16 protein-coding genes are annotated in these 14,381 nt (G+C 41.2%); 15 read left to right on the top strand and 1 reads right to left on the bottom strand.

Annotated elements, in window-relative coordinates:
* The first annotated feature begins 1 nt into the window (after position 1).
* The 10 genes from moaC (at position 2) to K1I44_RS00790 (ending at position 10,164) form a co-directional block, all read left to right on the top strand.
* Positions 2–481 (top strand): cyclic pyranopterin monophosphate synthase MoaC, encoded by a 480-nt coding sequence (moaC, locus tag K1I44_RS00835; protein WP_003394312.1) that lies wholly within the window; start codon positions 2–4, stop codon positions 479–481.
* 11 nt (positions 482–492) lie between these two features.
* A complete protein-coding gene (locus K1I44_RS00830) occupies positions 493–1,503 on the top strand; it encodes a ThiF family adenylyltransferase (protein ID WP_219984984.1) in 1,011 nt (336 codons plus the stop codon).
* Positions 1,504–1,518: 15 nt separating this feature from the next.
* Positions 1,519–2,208 (top strand): Crp/Fnr family transcriptional regulator, encoded by a 690-nt coding sequence (locus K1I44_RS00825; RefSeq protein WP_003394317.1) that lies wholly within the window; start codon positions 1,519–1,521, stop codon positions 2,206–2,208.
* A gap of 115 nt (positions 2,209–2,323) precedes the next feature.
* Positions 2,324–2,851, top strand: a complete 528-nt coding sequence (locus tag K1I44_RS00820; protein ID WP_003394319.1) for a hemerythrin domain-containing protein — start codon at positions 2,324–2,326, stop codon at positions 2,849–2,851.
* A gap of 180 nt (positions 2,852–3,031) precedes the next feature.
* The gene (locus K1I44_RS00815; RefSeq protein WP_003394321.1) at positions 3,032–6,715 is read left to right on the top strand and encodes a nitrate reductase subunit alpha; all 3,684 of its coding nucleotides are present in this window, start codon (positions 3,032–3,034) and stop codon (positions 6,713–6,715) included.
* Positions 6,705–8,180 (top strand): nitrate reductase subunit beta, encoded by a 1,476-nt coding sequence (gene narH, locus K1I44_RS00810; RefSeq protein WP_003394324.1) that lies wholly within the window; start codon positions 6,705–6,707, stop codon positions 8,178–8,180. The genes K1I44_RS00815 and narH overlap by 11 nt, the downstream gene beginning before the upstream one ends.
* A gap of 14 nt (positions 8,181–8,194) precedes the next feature.
* A complete protein-coding gene (gene narJ, locus K1I44_RS00805) occupies positions 8,195–8,746 on the top strand; it encodes a nitrate reductase molybdenum cofactor assembly chaperone (RefSeq protein WP_003394326.1) in 552 nt (183 codons plus the stop codon).
* Entirely contained in the window at positions 8,746–9,429 is a 684-nt protein-coding gene (narI, locus tag K1I44_RS00800; RefSeq protein WP_219984983.1) for a respiratory nitrate reductase subunit gamma, read from the top strand. The genes narJ and narI overlap by 1 nt, the downstream gene beginning before the upstream one ends.
* A 100-nt stretch (positions 9,430–9,529) precedes the next feature.
* Positions 9,530–9,769, top strand: a complete 240-nt coding sequence (locus tag K1I44_RS00795; protein ID WP_219984982.1) for a YqkC family protein — start codon at positions 9,530–9,532, stop codon at positions 9,767–9,769.
* A gap of 194 nt (positions 9,770–9,963) precedes the next feature.
* Positions 9,964–10,164, top strand: coding sequence for a YqkE family protein (locus tag K1I44_RS00790; RefSeq protein ID WP_035044611.1), 201 nt, complete (start codon positions 9,964–9,966; stop codon positions 10,162–10,164).
* A gap of 18 nt (positions 10,165–10,182) precedes the next feature.
* Here K1I44_RS00790 and K1I44_RS00785 read toward each other — a convergent pair whose 3' ends face one another.
* Positions 10,183–11,097, bottom strand: coding sequence for an aldo/keto reductase (locus K1I44_RS00785; protein WP_003394336.1), 915 nt, complete (start codon positions 11,095–11,097; stop codon positions 10,183–10,185).
* 104 nt (positions 11,098–11,201) lie between these two features.
* Between K1I44_RS00785 and K1I44_RS00780 the strand changes: the two genes are divergently transcribed.
* The 5 genes from K1I44_RS00780 (at position 11,202) to xerD (ending at position 14,242) form a co-directional block, all read left to right on the top strand.
* Positions 11,202–11,741 carry an NUDIX hydrolase gene (locus K1I44_RS00780; RefSeq protein WP_219984981.1) on the top strand — a complete coding sequence of 180 codons (540 nt, stop codon included), beginning with the start codon at positions 11,202–11,204 and terminating at the stop codon, positions 11,739–11,741.
* Between the two features lie 86 nt (positions 11,742–11,827).
* The gene (spoIIM, locus tag K1I44_RS00775) at positions 11,828–12,472 is read left to right on the top strand and encodes a stage II sporulation protein M (protein WP_003394340.1); all 645 of its coding nucleotides are present in this window, start codon (positions 11,828–11,830) and stop codon (positions 12,470–12,472) included.
* 104 nt (positions 12,473–12,576) lie between these two features.
* The gene (gene fur, locus K1I44_RS00770) at positions 12,577–13,026 is read left to right on the top strand and encodes a ferric iron uptake transcriptional regulator (protein WP_003394343.1); all 450 of its coding nucleotides are present in this window, start codon (positions 12,577–12,579) and stop codon (positions 13,024–13,026) included.
* A 99-nt stretch (positions 13,027–13,125) separates the two neighbouring features.
* Entirely contained in the window at positions 13,126–13,338 is a 213-nt protein-coding gene (locus K1I44_RS00765; RefSeq protein WP_003394345.1) for a YqzK family protein, read from the top strand.
* A gap of 7 nt (positions 13,339–13,345) precedes the next feature.
* Positions 13,346–14,242: a site-specific tyrosine recombinase XerD gene (gene xerD / locus K1I44_RS00760; RefSeq protein ID WP_003394347.1), complete on the top strand. Its 897-nt coding sequence runs from the start codon at positions 13,346–13,348 to the stop codon at positions 14,240–14,242.
* Positions 14,243–14,381: the final 139 nt, after the last annotated feature.

Here is a 14,381-nt window from a genome sequence, read left to right as displayed (position 1 = left end):
CATGGGAACGTTTACGCATTTTAACGAACAAGGTCGGGCAAAAATGGTTGACATTTCTGAGAAGGAGGAAACGATGCGAACGGCTCGAGCGGTATCTCGTGTCATCGTTTCGAAAGAAGTGTATGAAAAAATTGCACGTTCAGAAGTCAAAAAAGGGGACGTACTCGCCGTTGCCCAAGTGGCAGGCATTATGGCGGCAAAACGCACGGCTGACTTGATTCCGATGTGTCATCCTCTCTCTTTAACAGGGGTCGACATTTCGTTTACTTGGCAAATGAAAGAAGCAAACTATGAGTTGCAAATTGAAGCATTTGTTAAAACAAAGGGAAGTACGGGAGTAGAAATGGAGGCATTAACAGCTGCTTCCGTTTGTGCGCTAACAATTTATGACATGTGTAAAGCTATTGATAAAGGAATTGTCATTGGTCCAACGTACGTAGTGGAAAAAACGGGTGGAAAGAGCGGAACTTTTAAAAGATAAGAGGGATTGTAATGGAGCGATATTCGCGACAAATATTATTTTCGCCAATTGGTGAAGAAGGACAACAAACGATTCGACATAAACATGTTCTCGTTGTTGGGGCAGGAGCGCTCGGTTCGGCGAATGCAGATATGTTAGTGCGTGCAGGCGTCGGGCGACTGACAATCGTTGATCGCGATTATGTCGATTGGACGAATTTACAGCGGCAAACGTTATATAGTGAAGAAGATGCTGAAAAAGGGTGGCCAAAGGCGATTGCTGCTAAACGTCGTCTTTCTTCAGTAAATCGTGACGTCCATGTGGAAGCGCTCGTTATGGACGTACAAGATGAATCATTTGCTTCTCTGTTTGAGCAACAGATTGACATCATAATTGATGGAACAGATAATTTCGAAACGCGCTTTTTATTAAATGATTTATCACAAAAATATCGCATTCCATGGATATACGGTGCTTGTGTCGGGAGCTACGGCCTTTCGTTTACAATCATACCAGAGCAAACGGCGTGTTTTCGTTGTTTCATCAATCATTTGCCTTCTTATCACTTCACTTGTGATAATATTGGTATTGTCTCTCCTGCTGTACAAATGGTCGCCTCTTATCAAACAGCGGAAGCGTTAAAAATATTAGTTGGGGATGTTGCAGCGGTCCGACGTTCGCTCGTTATGTTTGACGTTTGGCGAAACGAACATCGATTTTTACGAGTGGATCAATTAAAAACCGAACATTGTCCGTCTTGTGGGAGCAATCGCACATATCCAGCTTTGCAAAGCGAAAAGGCGAAAATGTCCGTCTTATGTGGACGAGATACAGTACAGATTCGCCATGTGCACCCATTTCATATAACTAAAATGATGGAGCAAATGAGAGCGAGCGGTCAACACGTACAAGGAAACGAATATTTGTTGATAACGCAATTAGAGGGACATCGTGTTGTTTTATTTGCTGATGGTCGCATGCTTATACACGGAACGAAAGATGTGACATTCGCCCGTTCGTTATATCAAAAATATTTCTCCTAAAAGGGAGGGAGACGTATGTCTCAGTTTATTAGTAAGAAAAATTTTGAACAACTCAAAACGTTAGCTTATAAGACGATCAAAGTGAAAAAAGGTATGTTTTTGTTTCAAGAGGGGCAAATAGGTGAAAACTTTTTCGTCGTCTTATCTGGTAAATTTCAAATTAGTAAATTTTCCGGGGATGGAAAAGAGTTGTGTTTACGGCTATGCGGTCCAAACGCGGTGATCGGGGAACTCATGATTTTTTCAGACAACGGTAGATATTTATTTAACGGTCGTGCGCTAGAAGATAGTGAAGTGCTAGCGATAAAAAATGAGGATATTGAAAAAGAACTGCTCGCTAATCCAGAGTTTGCTGTCGAGTTTTTGAAAATGATGACCGATCACTTTCGTAAGCAACATACAAAATTCCGTGATCTTGTTTTATATGGAAAAAAAGGGGCATTATATTCGACGCTCATCCGTATGGCAAATAGTTACGGCATTCAGACAAAAGAAGGCATTTTATTAGACGTTCCAGTTACACACCAAGATTTAGCGAATTTTAGTTCGACATCGCGTGAGAGCGTCAATCGGGAATTAAATACGTTAAAAAGTAAAGGAATCATTTCCTTCAAAGGAAGAAAAATTATTATTCATAGCTTAGACTATTTAAAAAAGCAGATTAACTGTGAAGGATGTCCAGCTTCATATTGCAACATTGAATAGTCAATAAACATTCATTTTTTTCATTATACGTGTGACGTGCATCACACGAAAACATACATCTTTTTTATACAATGATTGTGTAACCATTAAGCATGCGAAGAAAAGAGGGATGACGATGGAGTTTTCACCTTGCAGTCTCATTGGAAGTGAGCCGATTTCATTATGTCCGCCATTGCAACGATTAAAAGAAGAGCACGTCCCATTAAACGAACAAAAGTATGCTCTTTTTGTTGAAGCAAAAAGCATTTACGATGGTAAAGAACAAGATGTTGTTCAAGCGCTTATTCGTTTGCGCGAACATGTACAGCAATTTTTACAACAACTTGATCCGCATTCACGTCGGGAAGAAGATATATTATTTCCGATGATGGAACGCTACATTGGAAAACAATTCGGTCCGATTGCAGTCATGGAGTACGAACATCAAGAAGCGAAAAGAAATATTGCGACATTTTTACAAAAAACTGAAACGATTTGCGAAAAAGAAGCAAAGCAACTAGCTTCTTACGTAATCAACGCCTATATGATTTTAACCGATCACTTTACGAAAGAAGAACAAGTGCTTTTTCCAATGGCTGAAAAGTTATTATCAGTCGAAGAAAAAGAACAATTAGCAAAAAGAATAAATGAGATCGAAGGCTAATCCATGACGGATTAGTCTTTTTCAGTTTTTCCCATCTTCACTTAATGGGATGGGGGCGCTTTTCTAATATTTCGACATATTTGTGACAATTAAAAAACATGTGAGGTACCTCACATTTATTTGTGATGTTCCCGTTTATAGTGGAGATAGAAGGATTTCATACGAAGAGGAGTGAGCGATGTGAAAAAGAAGTCACCGTTGTTCAAACGATTGAACTACGTGAAACCGATTGAACGTCATGCAGATGCGCATAGTGAAGTCACATATCAAGATCGCGATTGGGAGCAAATATATCGTAGAAGATGGCAACATGACAAGGTCGTACGCTCAACACATGGCGTAAACTGTACAGGTTCATGTAGTTGGAATATTTATGTGAAAGACGGTATCGTCACATGGGAAGGTCAAAAACTCGACTATCCAACAACAGGACCGGATATGCCCGATTTTGAACCGCGGGGCTGTCCGCGTGGGGCAAGTTTTTCTTGGTATATTTATAGCCCGCTTCGCGTGAAGTACCCGTACGTTCGTGGCGTGTTGTTAAATATGTGGCGTGAAGCATTGCAGCAACATAAAAATCCGATTGATGCTTGGAAAAGCATCGTTGAAAACCCGGAGAAAGCAAAGCGTTATAAGCAGGCGCGTGGAAAAGGTGGATTTGTTCGTGCGGAGTGGGATGAAGTATTAAAACTTGTTGCCACCTCTTTACTTTATACAGTCATGAAATATGGTCCAGATCGAAACGTTGGTTTTTCTCCAATTCCCGCAATGTCGATGGTTAGCCATGCAGCAGGTGCACGCTTTATGTCATTGATGGGTGGACCGATTTTAAGCTTTTATGATTGGTACGCTGACTTGCCACCAGCTTCACCACAAATTTGGGGAGATCAAACAGACGTTCCAGAAAGTAGCGACTGGTATAACGCTGGTTACATTATGACATGGGGATCAAACGTTCCAATGACGCGTACTCCAGACGCTCACTTTTTAGCAGAGGTTCGATACAAAGGAACAAAAGTCGTCTCGATTAGTCCAGACTTTGCTGAATCGACGAAGCTAGCGGATGAATGGTTGAGCGTTAAACAAGGGACAGACGGCGCTTTAGCGATGGCGATGGGGCATGTTATTTTAAAAGAGTTTTATGTAGATAGACAAGTACAATACTTTACAAACTATGCAAAAACATACACAGATTTTCCATTTTTAGTTACGTTGAAAAAGAAAGAAGATGGGCAATTTGTTGCTGATCGTTTCCTACACGCGTCTGATATTGGACGGAACACGACAAATGGGGAATGGAAACCAGCGCTTTGGAATGAACGAACAAATGATTTTGCGATTCCGAATGGAACAATTGGTTCACGCTGGGAAAACAAAGGAAAATGGAACTTAAACATGGTAGACGAAGAAACAGAGGAAGCGATCGAGCCGCGACTGACGATGTTAGGCATAGAAGACGAGGTTGTAACTATACAAATTCCGTATTTTTCTCATGATGGAAACAAAATTTTAAAACGTGCTGTGCCTGTAAAACGCGTACAAACGGAGCATGAAGAATTATACGTCACGACCGTATATGATTTAGTGCTTGCTAACTATGGGGTTGATCGTGGGATCGGTGGTGAAGTAGCGAAAACATACGATGACCTTATTCCGTTTACGCCAGCATGGCAAGAAAACATCACAGGTGTGAAGCGCGATCTCGTTATTCAAATTGCGCGCGAGTTCGCTCAAAATGCAATCGATACAAAAGGTCGCTCAATGATTATCGTTGGCGCAGGGATTAACCATTGGTTTAACTCAGATACGATTTATCGTGCCGTCTTAAACCTCGTTTTATTCGTTGGTGCACAAGGAGTAAACGGGGGTGGTTGGGCGCATTATGTTGGTCAAGAAAAATTGCGTCCGGTAGAAGGTTGGCAAACGATTGCGATGGCACGAGATTGGCAGGCTCCACCAAAACTGCAAAACGGCACATCATTTTATTATTTTGCAACGGATCAATGGCGGTATGAGGATACGCCGGTTGGGCAACTCGTCTCACCGCTTGTTAAAGAGGCGCGTTACCAACATTATGCCGATTATAACGTCCTTGCGGCGCGTTTAGGTTGGCTCCCTTCATATCCAACGTTTGAGCGAAACGGAATTGATTTGTATAACGAAGCTTTGGCATCAGGAGCGGAAACAATTGAAGACATTGGCACATACGTAGCAAACCAATTAAAAGAGAAGAAGTTGCGTTTTGCGATTGAAGACCCGGACAACGAGAAAAACTTCCCGCGTAACTTAATCGTTTGGCGTGCCAACTTAATTTCAAGCTCCGGAAAAGGGCACGAATACTTTTTAAAACATTTGCTTGGCACATCGCACGGATTAATGAATGATGACAAAGATAGTATTCGCCCTAAAGAAATTCAATGGCGTGAAGAAGCGCCAGAAGGAAAGTTAGACTTGCTTATTAACCTTGATTTTCGAATGGCTGGTACAGCCCTATATTCTGACGTTGTGTTACCTGCTGCGACATGGTACGAAAAACATGATTTGAGCAGTACAGATATGCATCCATTTGTACATCCGTTTAATCCAGCAATTGCTGTACCATGGGAAGCACGTTCAGACTGGGAAATTTTCAAATCGCTTGCGAAGGCGGTGTCACAAGTAGCGGAAGAAATAGGGATGACACCGGTAAAAGAGGTTGTGGCAACGCCGATTCTTCACGATACGCCACAAGAGTTAGCACAACCGTTCGGAAAAATTAAAGACTGGAGTAAAGGGGAATGTGAACCAATTCCAGGAAAAACGATGCCACAAATTCATGTCGTTGAGCGCGATTATACAAAAATATTTGAAAAAATGACAGCGCTCGGTCCGAATGTGGTAAAAGCGCCTTTCGGTGTAAAAGGGATGACATGGTCAGTAGAAGAAGAATACGAAAAGTTAAAACGCGTGTTAGGAACGGTGCAACATTCCTCGGTCGCGAAAGGTTGTCCAGATATAAGTGATGCAAAAAAAGTAGCTGAAGCCATCTTAACACTTTCATCGACAACAAATGGTCATGTTGCGGTGAAAGCTTGGGAATCCCTTGAAAAGAAAACGAGTTTACAGCTAAAAGATTTAGCGGCAGAGCGGGAAGAAGAATGTTTTACATTTGAACAAATTACAGCACAACCAAAAACAGTTATTACGTCGCCAGCATTTAGCGGATCGGAAAAAGGTGGACGTCGCTATTCACCGTTTACAACGAATGTCGAGCGCCTCATTCCTTGGCGGACATTAACAGGGCGTCAATCCTTTTACGTTGATCATGAACTAATGCAAGAGTTCGGTGAAACGATGGCAACGTTTAAACCAATTTTGCAACATAAACCGTTCCAAAAAAATCGCCCAGATGTTGAGGGAAAAGAAATTACGCTCAATTATTTAACACCGCATAATAAATGGTCCGTCCATAGCATGTATTTTGATTCGCAACCGATGTTAACGTTGTTCCGTGGTGGACCAACGATTTGGTTAAGCAAAGAAGATGCCGAGGAAGCAGGTATTCAAGATAACGATTGGATTGAATGTTTCAACCGAAACGGTGTTGTTGTTGCGCGTGCGGTCGTTTCTCACCGTCTTCCTAGAGGAATTGCATTCATGCATCACGCACAAGATCGCCACATTAACGTACCAGGATCAAAGTTAACGAACAACCGTGGCGGTACGCATAATAGCCCGACGCGTATTCATGTCAAACCGACGCATATGATTGGTGGCTATGCACAATTAAGTTACGGATTCAACTATTATGGACCGACAGGAAACCAACGCGACTTGAACGTCATTATCCGCAAGTTGAAGGAGGTCGATTGGCTTGAAGATTAAAGCGCAAATTGGTATGGTCATGAACTTAGATAAATGCATTGGCTGCCATACGTGCAGCGTTACATGCAAAAACACCTGGACGAATCGTCCAGGTGCCGAATATATGTATTTTAACAACGTAGAAACGAAACCTGGCATCGGATATCCAAAGAAATGGGAAGATCAAGAAAAATATAAAGGTGGTTGGGAACTAAAAAACGGTGAACTACAATTGAAATCTGGCTCGAAAGTAAATCGGTTACTCAACTTATTTTATAACCCTAACTTACCGACGATTGATGATTATTATGAGCCGTGGAATTACGATTACGAGACACTAACAAATAGCCCTGAAAAAAAACATCAGCCAGTTGCGCGGCCAAAATCAGCATTAACTGGTGAATTTATGGAGCTCAAATGGGGACCAAACTGGGAAGACGATTTAGCTGGTGCCCACGCTACAGCGTTAGAAGATCCAAACGTAGTGAAAATGGAACAGTCGATTCAAGCTGAGTTTGAACAAGTATTTATGATGTATTTGCCGCGCCTATGTGAGCATTGCGTAAATCCTCCATGCGTATCTAGTTGTCCATCTGGCGCGATGTATAAACGTGAGGAGGACGGTATTGTCCTTGTTGACCAAAATGCTTGTCGTGCTTGGCGATATTGTGTATCGAGCTGTCCGTACAAAAAAGTGTATTTTAACTGGCAAACAAGCAAAGCAGAGAAATGTACACTATGTTTTCCACGTTTGGAGGCGGGATTACCAACGATTTGTTCAGAAACGTGTGTTGGTCGCGTACGCTATCTCGGCGTGATGTTATATGATGCTGATCGGGTAAAAGAAGCGGCAAGCGTCACGAACGAAAAAGACTTATACGAGGCGCAGTTATCGATTTTCTTAGATCCGCATGATCCAGAAGTGATTGCAAAGGCAAAAGAAGAAGGCATTCCGCAAGCGTGGATTGAAGCGGCGCAGCAATCACCTATTTATAAAATGATCGTGGATTGGAAAATTGCTTTACCGCTACATCCTGAATATCGAACATTGCCGATGGTATGGTACATTCCTCCATTAAGTCCAATTACAAATATGATTGAAGGAAAAGGAAGTCGAGCAAGTGAATACGACATTTTCCCAGCAATTGATGATATGCGCATTCCAATTGAATATTTAGCTAACTTATTAACAGCTGGCGACCAAGCACATATTCGTACAGTGCTGAAAAAAATGGCTGCGATGCGTTTATACATGCGTGCGCTTCAAACGAATAAACAACCGAATGAACAGATGGTTCAATCGTTAGGACTAACCGGGAAAGATATCGAAGAAATGTATCGTTTATTGGCGATTGCAAAATACAACGACCGCTTTGTTATTCCAGCATCGCATCGCGAACAAGTTGCTGAATTATATGCGGAGCAAGGTACATGTGGATTATCTTTCATGGGCGGACCAGGTTCGTGTGGCACGATTTCGTCATAAGGGAGAGGATGTAAATGGATTATGCTCACGTACAAACGGTGTTTGAAATCGTTTCGTATTTGTTATCGTACCCAGATCGGCAATGGCGGAAACAACTAGATGATTGTGCGACGTTTAGTCAACATATTCCGCATCGTCCAATCGTTCAAAACATACAAAAATTTATTGACTATGTGAAACAAACGGATGAAATGACGTGGATTGAAACGTATGTGTATACGTTTGATTTTGGCAAAAAAACAAATTTATATGTCACATATATGAGTACAGGGGAACAGAGAGAGCGAGGAATTGAGCTGTTACAATTGAAGCAATTATACAAATCAGCAGGGTTTGACGTAACAGAGCAGGAATTGCCAGACTATTTACCGCTCATGCTTGAATTCGCATCTCAAGCAGAGCGTACGTATGTCCAACCGCTCATGCAAAAATATTTTAATCATATTTCTCATATTCGTGAGCAATTAATTGCGGCTGAAAGTTACTACGCCATTTTATTTGATGTACTGCTCATGGCACTTGAAGAAATTGGTGTGCGTAAACTGGCAGAAGGGAGCGTGTCGTAATGCTCGAACAATTTCTTTGGGGATACTTCCCTTACATCGTTTTAACCATCTTTATCGGAGGACATATTTATCGTTATCAGCACGATCAGTTCGGGTGGACGACAAAATCGAGCGAATTTCTTGAAAAACGATCGTTGCGGCTCGGAAGCATTTTGTTTCATTGGGGGATCATTTTCGTTTTCATCGGTCATGTGATGGGCATTCTTATTCCGAAAGCGTTTTATGATGCGATAGGCGTTTCCAAGCATATGTACCATACGATGGCGATTGCATTTGGTCTCCCTGCAGGAATTGTTGCTATTATCGGTTTAGCCATTTTAATTCAACGGCGCTTAACGATCAAGCGCATTCGTTTAACAACCAGTAAAGCGGATTGGCTCGTTTTAATTTTATTAGCGATTGTCATGTTGACGGGCTTCGCTTCTACATCGCTGAATGTGAATGCTAATGGATTTGATTATCGTACAACGATCAGTCCATGGTTTCGTACCGTTTTAACGTTCCGTGCCGATCCGACGTATATGGAAAGTGTGCCGATTTGGTTTAAAATTCATATCGTTTCAGCTTTATGTATTTTTATCGTTTGGCCGTTTACACGATTAGTTCACATATTTAGCATGCCGTTTCGTTATTTGAGCCGCAGTTACGTCGTTTATCGTCGTCGCATGCCGAAGCAGCAATAAGACGGAAAGAGGTCTCTTTTTCGAGATCTCTTTTCTTATTTCACTATATTGAGTTAAAATAAAGGCGTACGTGCAAATGATGAGAGAAAGAGTGATAGTTGTGAACGATCAAGTAAATCGTCTTCGGAAAATAGCAAAGGAAAAAACGTGGGTGTCGTTTTTGTACAATAACCACCCATATAGCTTGCTTCATTGGTCTGTTGCGGGATTTTCAAATGATGAGCGCGACGTCTGGTTGCTGCAAGATGAAATGACATTTGAAACACAATCGTTCGTTCAGTTAGATGAGGCGCTTGCTTGGATTGAACAACATATGCCAAATATTACTGATATTTTATAAAGAGGGCGAGATGCCCTCCTGCTTATTGCGGGGAGTTTTGCCGTTTTGTCGGGTGAATGGCTTTTTCCAACTCCTCTTTTGCTATGATAGGACGGACGGTATCAGCTGTCGGCTTTCCTTTTTGGCTTTTATTTTTTGCCATAAAAGTTCACTCCTTTACGTTTTAGTCATGATTAGTTTGGAGAAAGAAGGAGATGTTTATGCTAAAAGATCGATTAAATGAGCAACTGATTGAGCAGTTAAAACAAAAACAAAAGGAACTACTAGAAGAAGAACAAAAACGAAAAGAAGAAGAGGAGGCAAAGCGGAAAGAGGAGGCGCGCAAACGTGAAAAAAATAAAACGTTTGCAGAATGGTTAGAAGAAAGTGATTTAGATTGGCGAAAATTTAAGTAACCGAGGGGAAAACCTCGGTTACCGATGAGCGGTGAAAATCGTTTGTTTTGTTAGTTGCTTTAGTGCAGTCATTTGTTCATCGCTTAATGTCACCGATTGGGCAGCGACGTTTTCGATCAGTTGTGATAATCGGCTTGCGCCGGGAACGACTGTCGCAACGACGTCATGAGCTAAACAAAAACGGAGAGCGATCGCAGTGAGCGTTTCGTTCGGTGCAACGGCTTTTAGTTTTGGAATAAGCGCCATTAATTCAGCAAACGAATAATCCGCATATCCGTTTTGTTTCGTTTCGTCGCTTACTTGATCAATCGATCGTTCAGTTAATAGCCCTTTAGCGAGCGGTCCCCGTGCAATGACGCTAATGTGATGTTGTTTTAAAAGTGGGAACCATTCTTCAGCACGGCGATCGAGCAAACTATACGGCATCATAACGGAAACGATGCGCGATCGTTTGACGTATTCGCGAATGACATTTGGACGCATAGAGGAAATGCCATAATAACGAATAATGCCTTCCTGTTGCAATTCTTCAAACGCTTCAATCGTTTCATCGATCGGGTCATCAATCGTTCCACCGTGTAATTGGTATACATCAATATAATCGGTTTGTAACCGTCGCAAGCTATGTTTCACAGCTTCTTTAATGTATGTTTTTGACGGGTCCCACGTCCAACCGTTCCCTTGTTCCGTCCAGCGGTTCCCTACTTTCGTCGCAATGACGACATCATGTCGCTTTCCCTTTAATGCTTTACCAACAATTTCTTCATTCAACCCGCGATCATATAAATCGGCTGTATCAAAGTAGTTGACACCTTTATCCATCGCTTCATGAATGATACGAATGGCCTCATTTTCTGAAGTGCCAAGCGACATGCAGCCGAAGCCAATTTCGCTCACATATATGTTTGAATGCCCAAGTTTTCGTTTGTTCATGCTATTCACCCCTCTTTTTCATTAAATTATAACGAATAAGTTTACCATTTGTCTTTAAGCATGTAGTACAATCAATATGAGATGATGAATATGGTGGTGAAACAATGGATCATTTATATGAAAAAACGATGAATCGAGCGTGTATTTTTTCTGGAAAAGTGATTGATATGTATGTGGAAGATGTGTTGTTGCCAAATGGGGAAACGAGCAAGCGCGAAATTGTGAAACATCCTGGAGCGGTTGCGGTTATAGCGATCACAAAAGAAAATAAAATGGTGCTCGTGCGCCAATACCGAAAAGCGTTAGAACGAGTGCTTGTTGAAATTCCAGCAGGGAAGCTAGAAAAAGGAGAAGCGCCGCTTGAAACAGCAAGGCGTGAATTAGAAGAAGAGACGGGGTATGTATGTGAAACGATGGAGCCGCTCCACTCTTTTTACACTTCTCCAGGATTTGCAGATGAACTAGTACATATATTTCTTGCTAAAGGACTAACGAAAAAAAGTGAAAAGCAAATGCTTGATGATGACGAGTTTGTTGATGTGCTCGAGGTCACGTTAGAAGAAGCATTAAACATGGTGAAAGAAAAGCAAATTTACGATGCAAAAACGATTTACGCTCTGTTATACTGGCAATTGTATATGTAAAAGCGGTCTGCGTGACCGCTTTTTGTCATATCGCTTTCCATTGTCCCATACAATGAGATTAACAGGACATGTAGGGGGATGGAGCGATGAGAAAGCGATCGTGGATAAATTTGTGGGGGCAACACGTACAAGAACATTATACGACATATGTATTCACCGTCGTTCTTTTTATTATGGGAATCATTTTTGGTGCCATCGTCGTCAATAGCTTAAGCTTTAATCAAAAAGAAGATTTATACTATTACTTAACGAATTTTTTTGGACAAGTTTCCGCGGGCAATATGGCGAGTGCGCATGATGCGTGGAAAGAAAGCTTTTTACAAAACGTAAAATATATCGGGTTAATGTGGATTTTGGCGATGTCGCTCGTCGGCTTGCCACTCATTTTAATTTTATTGTTTTTAAAAGGGCTTGTCATCGGGTTTACCGTCGGCTTTTTAGTCAATCAAATGGGATGGCACGGATTTTTATTGGCTTTCGTATCTGTCGTTCCACAAAATATCATTCTCGTTCCTATTTTTATTATGATGGCTGCTGTATCTATTTCGTTTTCTTTAAAAATGATTCGCCATCAATTTGTGAAGCGAACACATGAACCAATTTTCCGAGCGATGCTTCGCTATACGTTTATTATGCTATCGTTCAGCATCGCTTTAGCATTTGCCTCATCGGTCGAAGCATACGTTTCCCCGTTACTTATGAAAGAAGTTGTTCAATTAATAGAAAAATAATTATTATTTAATAATCATTTTATTTATCAATTTATAATCATTTTATTTTGACACGTTCCTTTCTTTTGTTATAATGAGAATGAGTAACGAGGGAGGGAATGAAAATGGAAAGTCGGCTTGAACGAATAAAAAAACAATTGCATGCAGCCAGTTATAAATTAACGCCGCAACGTGAAGCGACGGTGCGTGTGTTGCTTGAACATGAAGAAGATCATTTAAGCGCGGAAGATGTTTACCTCCTCGTGAAAGAAAAAGCGCCTGAAATTGGTCTAGCTACCGTATATCGCACGTTGGAGTTATTAACAGAGTTAAAAATTGTCGATAAAATTAACTTCGGGGATGGCGTTTCCCGCTACGATCTTCGCAAAGAAGGTGCGGCGCATTTTCATCACCATTTAGTATGTATTGAATGCGGAGCGGTTGATGAAATTCAAGAAGATTTATTAGAAGATGTCGAAGCCATTGTAGAGCGTGATTGGAATTTTAAAATTAAAGACCATCGTCTAACGTTTCACGGTATTTGCCATCGTTGCCAAGATAAGCATGAGGCATAGTAAAACCTTTTCGTCTATGAAAAGGTTTTTTCATTTATGTATAAAATGCGATGAAACGGGCATATCCTCTTACTATATGACAGTTAGCGGAGGTATGCGATGAAAAGAATCGTCGATGTGTTAAAAGTGTTTCTTTTATTTACGGGATGTACGATTTTATTTTATTATAGTATTGTATGGATGAGCGAAGAATACAACTATTATCGTCGTTACGATGAGCCTATGGGGTCGGCTGTAAAAGTGTCGACGACTGAACGACAAGAAACACATTGGCTTGATCGGCTATTGTTTTTCTATCAAAACGGGGAGTAGGATGAGCGTGGAAGACCAAGTAAAAGATTTTATTCACTATTTAATTGTAGAACGAAATTTAGCTCATAACACGATCGTGTCGTATGAGCGGGATTTAAAAAAATACGTTCAATATTTACAACAAGTTGAACAACAAAGCAGTTGGAACAATATAACTCGTTTTCATATTATGCAATTTTTAAAGTTTCTAAAAGAAAAAGGAAGTTCGCCAAAAACGATTGCACGCCATCTTGCGTCTGTGCGCTCTTTCCATCAATTTTTGTTACGTGAAAAAGCGGCTGACCAAGATCCGACTGTTCACATTGAAACACCTCAGTTGCCGAGAACATTACCGAACGTGCTATCGATGGCAGAAGTCGAAGCGCTATTGGATGCACCGAAGCAAAACACCCCGTTTAGCATTCGGGATAAAGCGATGTTGGAATTGTTATACGCGACAGGCATTCGTGTGAGCGAACTCATTCAATTAGACGTATCCGACGTTCATTTAACGATGGGGTTCATTCGCTGTTACGGAAAAGGGCGGAAAGAGCGAATTGTTCCGATCGGAAAAATGGCGACAGAAGCATTAAAACAGTATATGGAAAAGGGACGTCCGAAGCTGTTGAGTAAAAAAAGAGGGACGACGGACGCATTGTTTTTAAACCACCATGGTGAGCGGCTAACGAGACAAGGATGCTGGAAAATTTTAAAGCGACTTGCTCGTGAAGCGAACATTCAAAAACCGTTAACCCCCCATACGCTACGTCATTCGTTTGCTACGCATTTACTAGAAAATGGAGCGGACTTGCGTGCGGTACAAGAAATGCTTGGGCATGCTGATATTTCGACAACGCAAATTTATACGCATGTAACGAAAACGCGCTTAAAAGATGTGTACAAGCAGTTTCATCCACGCGCATAAAACTGTGACGATGATTTGTCACAGTTTTTTTTATTGCAATTCATTATGAAAACGTTTTATAATTTAGTTGTCAGACTTCTGACAAATTCGAACGACGCGTGATTTTGCTTTATAGTGGGCATGCTATGAAGCGAATGAA

The organism is Anoxybacillus sp. ST4, from assembly GCF_019448545.1.
GTDB lineage: Bacteria > Bacillota > Bacilli > Bacillales > Anoxybacillaceae > Anoxybacillus > Anoxybacillus pushchinoensis.
The sequence above is the reverse complement of the archived record's forward strand: the minus strand, read 5'-3'. Positions and strand labels throughout refer to the sequence as shown.